This is a genomic window from Mesorhizobium sp. M1A.F.Ca.IN.020.06.1.1 (assembly GCF_004023265.1).
In the GTDB taxonomy this organism is placed as follows: domain Bacteria; phylum Pseudomonadota; class Alphaproteobacteria; order Rhizobiales; family Rhizobiaceae; genus Mesorhizobium.
In genome coordinates this window covers 1-7,496 of sequence record NZ_RZSR01000211.1, presented here as the reverse complement: position 1 = coordinate 7,496, position 7,496 = coordinate 1, and the positions used below count along the sequence as shown (strand labels likewise).

The 7,496-nt window shown below is 63.8% G+C and carries 9 protein-coding genes; 3 read left to right on the top strand and 6 right to left on the bottom strand.

Annotation, left to right across the window (positions count from 1 at the left end; genetic code table 11):
* Window positions 1-42: 42 nt before the first annotated feature.
* Window positions 43-699, bottom strand: coding sequence for a glutathione S-transferase family protein (locus EOA60_RS12045; protein WP_095799819.1), 657 nt, complete (start codon window positions 697-699; stop codon window positions 43-45).
* A 91-nt stretch (window positions 700-790) separates the two neighbouring features.
* Window positions 791-1,615, bottom strand: coding sequence for an alpha/beta hydrolase (locus tag EOA60_RS12040; RefSeq protein WP_095824048.1), 825 nt, complete (start codon window positions 1,613-1,615; stop codon window positions 791-793).
* 95 nt (window positions 1,616-1,710) lie between these two features.
* Here EOA60_RS12040 and EOA60_RS12035 point away from each other — a divergent pair, with 95 nt between their 5' ends.
* Window positions 1,711-2,229, top strand: coding sequence for a helix-turn-helix domain-containing protein (locus EOA60_RS12035; RefSeq protein ID WP_095799818.1), 519 nt, complete (start codon window positions 1,711-1,713; stop codon window positions 2,227-2,229).
* Window positions 2,230-2,263: 34 nt separating this feature from the next.
* Here EOA60_RS12035 and EOA60_RS12030 read toward each other — a convergent pair whose 3' ends face one another.
* The 3 genes from EOA60_RS12030 to EOA60_RS12020 all read right to left on the bottom strand — a co-directional run bounded on the left by EOA60_RS12030 (window position 2,264) and on the right by EOA60_RS12020 (window position 3,968).
* Window positions 2,264-2,665: a hypothetical protein gene (locus tag EOA60_RS12030; protein ID WP_095782517.1), complete on the bottom strand. Its 402-nt coding sequence runs from the start codon at window positions 2,663-2,665 to the stop codon at window positions 2,264-2,266.
* Window positions 2,666-2,924: 259 nt separating this feature from the next.
* Complete coding sequence (gene rpmF, locus EOA60_RS12025) at window positions 2,925-3,107, bottom strand: 50S ribosomal protein L32 (protein ID WP_006203806.1); 183 nt, start codon at window positions 3,105-3,107, stop codon at window positions 2,925-2,927.
* A gap of 153 nt (window positions 3,108-3,260) precedes the next feature.
* Window positions 3,261-3,968 (bottom strand): transglycosylase domain-containing protein, encoded by a 708-nt coding sequence (locus tag EOA60_RS12020; protein WP_095824190.1) that lies wholly within the window; start codon window positions 3,966-3,968, stop codon window positions 3,261-3,263.
* A gap of 128 nt (window positions 3,969-4,096) precedes the next feature.
* Here EOA60_RS12020 and EOA60_RS12015 point away from each other — a divergent pair, with 128 nt between their 5' ends.
* Window positions 4,097-5,014, top strand: coding sequence for a polyprenyl synthetase family protein (locus tag EOA60_RS12015; protein ID WP_067319337.1), 918 nt, complete (start codon window positions 4,097-4,099; stop codon window positions 5,012-5,014).
* Window positions 5,015-5,051: 37 nt separating this feature from the next.
* Here EOA60_RS12015 and EOA60_RS12010 read toward each other — a convergent pair whose 3' ends face one another.
* Window positions 5,052-5,975 carry an SMP-30/gluconolactonase/LRE family protein gene (locus tag EOA60_RS12010; RefSeq protein WP_095824049.1) on the bottom strand — a complete coding sequence of 308 codons (924 nt, stop codon included), beginning with the start codon at window positions 5,973-5,975 and terminating at the stop codon, window positions 5,052-5,054.
* A 133-nt stretch (window positions 5,976-6,108) separates the two neighbouring features.
* On the opposite strand from EOA60_RS12010, the gene EOA60_RS12005 reads away from it, so the two are divergent.
* On the top strand, window positions 6,109-7,496 hold a 1,388-nt coding region (locus EOA60_RS12005; RefSeq protein ID WP_164899274.1), incomplete at its 3' end, for a sugar ABC transporter ATP-binding protein.

The window sequence follows — 7,496 nt, the reverse complement described above, 5'->3', positions numbered from 1 at the left end:
GAACATCAGGTCGAGCTGGGCGGGATCATGCAGCATCGAGGCCTAGCCATTATTGTAGGGGAAGAACTTGAAATAGGGCTGCGCCTCCTCGATCACGCGGGCGAAGCTCGGCCGTTCGAGCAGACGGTCGTGATAGCGCTTCACGGCGGGGAATTTGTCGCCGAACGGCTCGACCTTGTTGGCGTAAAACAGCGCCGGCGAGGCGGCGCAGTCGGCCAAAGTGAAATGGTCGCCGACCGCCCACGTTTTTGACTGCATCTCCCGTTCGATGATGGCGTAGGAATTGCGCAGCTGCTCGCGCGCCTGCTCGACTCCGAACGGATCGGTCTTGTTTTGCGGCCGCAGCCGGTCGCCGACGATCTTCTGCATCGGCTCCTGCACGTAGAAGTCGTAGAAGCGGTCTGCCTGGCGCACCTTGATGGCGAGGTCGACGTCGGCGGGAATGAGCTCGACCGGCCCGGGATAGTAGGCGGTGAGATATTCGATTACGATGGTCGATTCCATAACCGTGCGGCCCCGCGCGTCATCGCGCAGGGCCGGCATCTTGCCCGTCGGCGAAACCTTCAGGAAAGCCGCGCGCGACGGCGCATCGCCGAGATCGACGATCTGCGGCGCAAACGGCGTGTTGTTTTCGTAGACCGCGATCAGCGGCTTCCAGCAGAAGGAAGCGAGCGGATGGAAATACAGCGTCAGGGACATTTTTTCTCCTGTCGGCGGAGGTCGAGGCAATACTGAAGTGATCACTTAACTATTTTCGCAGACCGCTGGTGTCAATCCTAATCCCGCCGGGCTAGCCAAATGCGGCGATTGCTTCGACGATGTGCGGCCAATCGTTGCGGTGCAGTTCGTGGCCGCCGCCTTCGATCCGCACCAGCCTGCCGCCGGCAACCGCGGCGGTGAGCGCCTCGCCGTGCTCGATCGGGAAGAGCGGATCGGTAGTGCCGTGGATGACGAGCAGCGGCACGGTCAAATCCCTTATTCGCCGCTCCGGGCCGCCGCTCTTCAGCAGGAAGTGGTTGGTGGCGCTGGCGAGACCGCCGGACCGATCGTAGTCCTCCTCGATCATCGCACGTGTCCGTTCGCTGTCGAACGAATGCAGGGTGCTGGCGATTGCGCGAGCGCCCCTGACCATGAAGTCGATCACCTGTTGCCGGTTCGACCAATCGACATCGGCACCTTCGGCGGAATGCTCTCGGTAGGCCTCGCTCGTCACAGGCAAACCGGACGTATCGACACCGAGCGGTGAGCTGGAGACCACGGTCAGCGCGCTGACCCGTTCGGGATATTTCAGCGCCACGATCTGCGCGATCATGCCGCCCATCGACATGCCGACGACCTGCGCCTTGGCGATATTGTGATCGTCGAGCACACGGACGGCATCATCGACCATGTCCTCGAACCCGTAAGGCGGCGCGCCCGGCGTGTACTTGGTCGAGAGACCAGTGTCGCGATTGTCGTAGCGGATGACGAAACGGCCGCGCTCGGCAAGCGCCCGGCAAAAGGCTTCCGGCCACCAGAGCATCGAGGCCATGGCGCCCATGATCAGAAGGATCGCCGGGTCGGCCGGATCGCCGAAGCTTTCCGAATGGATCTCAGGGCGAGGCAAGATGGTCATTCTTCTCTCCTCCATCTCCCAATCTGCTTGCATATTGCAATCAGTTGCACGATAAGCAGGCTGATATCATATTGCAACCGGTTTTGGAGACTGGCATGAACACCGAGCACCGCTCCGGCTGCCCGATCAATCTGTCGCTGGAAGTTTTCGGCGACCGCTGGAGCCTGATCATCCTGCGCGACATTATCTTCGGCGCCAGGCGACATTTTCGGGAATTGCTCAACGGCTCGATCGAAGGCATTGCCTCCAACATCCTGGCCGATCGGCTGAAGCGGCTGATGGAGCTCGGCCTCCTGACCAAGGCGGACGATCCCAGCCACAAGCAGAAGGCGATCTACAGCCTGACCGAGATGGCAATTACCCTTGTGCCGATCATGGCGCATCTCGGCGCCTGGGGCCGCGTCTGGCTGCCGGTCAGCGAGGAGCTGTCGATCCGAGCCGAGCTGCTCGAAAAAGGCGGCCCGCCGTTGTGGGATCGGTTCATGGACGAATTGCGCCACGAACATCTTGGAGCGCCGGTGAAGACGCCGCCCGGCACGCCGACCGTGCGCCGGCAGTTGCAGACCGCCTATGAGGCGGTTGTCGCCCGCAAGCCTCAGGCCGCCGCAGGTTGACGGCTTTTTGGACCGCGGGTCGCCGGGTGCAATCCTAGTTTAAGTTGATATCCCGGCTTGCCGACCGCATCGACACGGAGAAGCCGGCCAGCACATCGAACAGCGCGATGATCATCAGCGAAAAGAAGACCGAATGCGCGGCGCCCTTCACCAGCAGGAACTCGACCAGGAAGGCGATGAAGACCAGCGTCGACAACAGATGATCCAGGATCGACGCATTGGTGGTGCGCACCGATTTCGATATCTCGACGAAGAGGAAGATCAGCCCGATTAGCACCATCAGGTCGCCGAGCGTCATCGAGAAGACGCCGCCCGACATCATCCGGAACGAGAACATTTCGATCGTCCACGGATCGTCGCCGCCGCCGAACAGGCCGAGCAGTCCGAGGTTGTAGAGGACGAAGGGCACGATCAGCAGCGGGATGGCACCGAACATCTGGGCGTCTCCAATGAGGCACCCTTTTGTAAAAGGCGCGGCGGGCACGCCGTCAAGGCTTTTCGGCGATGGCGCCGAACACGCTCTAAATCCTAATGAAATAACGATGTCAGCCGTTTTTCCGCTGCCTTTTCGGCGGCTCGTGCCCAGCCAACGCGAGGACCTTCATCCGTCGCCAGAATCAAAAAGACCGGCCAGCGGCCGGTCCTCTGAAAACGTCACAACCATGGAAGCTTCTCAGCTTTCCCGTGCAAGCTTCTCAGCTTTCCTTCGGCTCCAGCACCTGGCGGCCGCGATACATGCCGGTCTTCAGGTCGATGTGGTGCGGCCGGCGCATTTCGCCGGAATTCTTGTCCTCGACATAGGTCGGGGCCTTGAGGGCGTCGGCCGAGCGGCGCATGCCGCGCTTCGACGGAGAAGTTTTTCTTTTCGGAACGGCCATGGATATGCTCCACTACATGGTCAAAATGCCCCGGCAACCCTCGCGAAAGGGCCGCATCGAGGCCATAATCTGAGAAAGTCGGGTGCCTATACACGCCTTGCGCCGTTTTGGCCAGCACTGGCACGAATTTTTTTGAGCCGGCGCCGCTTCATCTTATTCGAGGCAACCGACATAGGCGCCCGAACGCCCGGCGCGCCGCTCGATCAGATTGGCGAGACGCCTCAAACCCGGGCCTGGCCTGGCCGGATTGCGCGCGATCGGGTTGGGCAGGCTGACGGCAAGCAACGCTGCCTGCCGGCGCGACAATTGCCTGGCCGAGACGCCGAAATGATGCTGCGCGGCCGCCTCGATGCCGTATATGCCTGGCCCCCATTCCGCGATGTTAAGATAGATCTCCATGATGCGGCGCTTCGACATCACCGCATCGAAATAGACGGCCAGAGGCAGCTCGACGACCTTGCGCACGCTGCCGAGCGGCCGCGACCACAAAAACAGGTTCTTCACCGTCTGCATGGTGATGGTGGAGGCGCCGCGCGTTGCCTCGCCGGCAAGCGCATCGTCGACCACGCCGCGCAATTCGCCGAGGTCGACGCCCCGATGGAAGCAGAACTGCCCGTCTTCCGACATGATCACCGAATGCATGAGCACCGGCGCCACATCGTCGATCGAAACCCAGCGCCGGTCGTAGCCGGAGAAGGTGACAAGATCCTTCAGCATCAGCGTCGAAACCGGATGCACGAAGGGCGGCAGATAGAGAAAGGTGAGCGCGACCGGCATCGCGGCCAGCAGGATCGCCGCGACCAGGCAGCGCCGGCCAAGGCGCTTGAGACCGGCGCGGTTCAGGCGCCGCGGCCGTGCCATGTCCAGCCCTTCGCTTTCATGTTCGACGATCGGTTCCGTCAAGTCGCCCCACCCGTGCCACCCGCTACTTCGGCATAATGGCGCGAGGCTGCTTGCGCAACGTCTGAGTGTCGGCTACCGGTCCGGCCATGTTGAAAGACGACCAGGTGGCCTTCGAATCCGCGCTTTTTACGCGCGCCGCAGCAGTCGAGGTCCTGCTGCGGCAGGTCTTCGATGCGCCTCTGCTCTCCGGCGAGATCGCCCGGCCGGAACGCCTGATGGCGGCGATGCGCCATGGCGTGCTCAACGGCGGCAAGCGGCTCCGCCCTTTTCTGGTGATGGAAAGCGCGGCGCTGTTTTCGGCAAATGACGAGGCGGCGCTGCGCGTCGCCGCCGCGCTCGAATGCGTGCATTGCTATTCGCTGATCCATGACGATCTTCCTGCCATGGACGACGACGATCTGCGCCGCGGCCAGCCTACGGTGCACAAAGCTTTCGATGAGGCAACCGCGATCCTTGCCGGCGACGCGCTGTTGACTTTGGCCTTCGACATCATCGCCGACGAGGCGACGGCGTTGCCGGCCGAGCGGCGGGCGGCGCTGGTGCTGGCGCTCGCCCGCGCCGCCGGAACCGGCGGCATGGTCGGCGGCCAGACGCTCGACCTCGAGGCCGAGCGCAAGCGGCCGGACGAGGCCGGCATCATCCGTCTGCAGGCGATGAAGACAGGCGCGCTGATCCGTTTTGCCTGCGAAGCAGGCGCCATCATCGCCGGCGCATCCGCCGTCGACCGTGAAAGGCTGGCGGAGTTCGGCTCGGCGATCGGTCTTGCCTTCCAGCTAGCCGACGACCTGCTCGATCTCACCGCCGACGCAAAGCAGATGGGCAAGGCGACCAAGAAGGACGCCGCCGCCGGCAAGGCGACACTTGCTGCGCTGCACGGAGCCGATTGGGCGCGCGAGCAGCTCCACGGCCTGATCGACCAGGCGCATGCGCTGCTGGAGCCCTATGGCGAGCAGGCGGATTTGCTGAAGGCGGCGGCAACGTTTGTCGCCACGCGGAGCAGCTGAGACCGCAGCCGACGTCGCGGAGCTCAGGTCGCGGTTTTCACCCCCGCCCCGCGGCGTTCGCCACCACGAAAGCCGCGTAAAGCGACTGCCGCGCCGTGATGAACAAGCGATTGCGCTTGGGACCGCCGAAAGTCAGGTTGGCCACCGTCTCCGGGATGCGGATCTTGCCGATCAGCGTGCCGTCTGGATCGAAGCAGTGGACGCCGTCGCCGGCCCCTGCCCAGACGCGGCCGGTCGTGTCCACCCTGAACCCGTCGAACAGACCGGCCGTGCAGGTGGTGAAAACGCCGAGTTCGCGCAGATTGTTGCCCTCGACAGCGAACTTGCGGATGTGCCTTGGCCCGTCCTTCTGATGCGTGACGCCTGTGTCGCCGACATAGAGGATCGTCTCGTCCGGGGAGAAGGCGAGGCCATTGGGTTTTGCCATAGTCGAGACAACTCGCGTTACCTCACCGGTTGCAGGATCGGCACGATAGACATGACATCCCTCGATCTCTTGCTCGGCGCGGTCGCCCTCGTAGTCGGTGGCGATGCCGTAGGGCGGGTCGGAAAACCATACCGTGCCATCCGAGCGCACCACCACATCGTTGGGCGAGTTCAAGCGCCTGCCTTCGAAGCGGTCGGCGATCACCGATATCGAGCCGTCATGCTCGGTGCGGGTGACGCGCCGCGCGCGATGCTCGCAGGTGACAAGCCGCCCTTGGAAATCGACGGTGTTGCCGTTGGCGTTGTTTGACGGCGAGCGGAAGACCGAGACCGTGCCGCTGGTGTCGTCGTAGCGCATGATGCGGTCATTCGGGATGTCGGAGAAAAGAAGATACCGGCCGGCGGCGAACCACGCCGGGCCCTCGAGCCAGCGCCCGCCGGTCCACAGCCGCTCGACCGCAACGTGACCGACGAAACACCGCTCGAACCGCTCGTTGAGAACTTCGAACCCAGCGCCTTCAATGTCTCCGAACATGGTGCTTCTCCGCGAAAACCGCCTCATCGATAGCCGGCGCGTTGATCCATTTTCAAGACTTGACCTGCATAAATGTTAGCGATAACATCGGTCGCAATTCAGTCATTTGCTTGGCTTGGGAGGAGGCCAAAAAATGCGGCCCAAGCTCATCGAATTCATCGACATCTCCAAGCGCTTTGGCGGCACCCTGGCGCTGAAGTCGGTCTCGCTCGACATCCATGAGGGCGAGATCGTCGCGCTGCTCGGCGAGAACGGCGCCGGCAAATCCACGCTCATCAAGACGCTCGCCGGCATCCACAAGTGCGACCAGGGCACGATCCGCTTTCGCGGCGAGGATTATCACCATCGCCCGCCCCGCCCCAATCAGCCGCAGAAGGTCGCCTTCATCCATCAGGACCTCGGCTTGATCGAATGGATGACCGTGGCCGAGAATGTCGGCATGGCGCAGGGTTTTTCGCGCCGCATCAGCCTGATCGACTGGCAAGACACCGAGCGCCGCGCCGAGCGCGCGCTGGCGCTGGTCGGCTGTGCCTTCGATCCGGCGACGCGAGTGCAGGACCTCTCCCGCACCGAAAAGTCTCTGGTGGCGATTGCCCGGGCTTTGGCCACCGAGGCCGACGTCTTGGTCCTCGACGAGCCGACGGCGAGCCTGCCGGCGGACGAGGTCGAGCGCCTGTTCGAGGCGCTCCGGCCGCTGCGCGCGCGCGGCGTCGGCATGATCTATGTCTCGCACCGGCTGGACGAGGTGTTCCGCATCGCCGACCGCGTCGCCGTCATGCGCGACGGCCGCATGGTCGCGGTCAAGCCGGTGGCCGAGACCACGCCGCAGGAACTGGTCGATCTCATCGTCGGCCGGCCGGCGCACCAGATGTTTGCCAAGTCGCATTGGCAGGACGGGCCGGAACGGCTCAGGGTGGAAAACCTCACCTGCGGCAGTGTCGGTCCGGTTCGCTTCGAGGCACGGTCCGGCGAGTTGCTTGGCCTGGTCGGCCTGCGCGGCGCCGGGCAGGAAGCTGTCGGCCGTGCGCTGTTTGGGACTGAAGCTTTCGACGGCTTGGTCTGGCTCGACGGCAAGCGCCTCGACCTGTCCTCGGTCGGCGCCGCTCTTGCCGCCGGTGTCGGACTGATTGCGCGTGACCGCACCGAGGAATCCGTGGCGCTGTCGCTCTCGGTGCGCGAGAACATGTATCTCAACCCCTCGGCCGTCGGCCGCGGGCTCTTCTCCTTCATGAAGCCGGCCCGGGAAAGCGAGCTGACGCGGGAGCTCGGCGCACGGCTGGGGCTGCGGCCCAATGACCCGCACCTGCCGATCGAGGCGCTCTCCGGCGGCAACCAGCAGAAGGTGGTCGTCGGCCGCTGGCTGGCGACGGGCCGTAAGCTTCTGATCGCCGAGGATCCGACTGCGGGCGTCGATGTCGGCGCCAAGGCCGAGATCTATCGGCTGATCGCCGCCGCGGTCGAAGCCGGGCTGGCAGTGATCGTCGTCTCCACCGATTTCGAGGAAGTCGCCCACATCTGTCA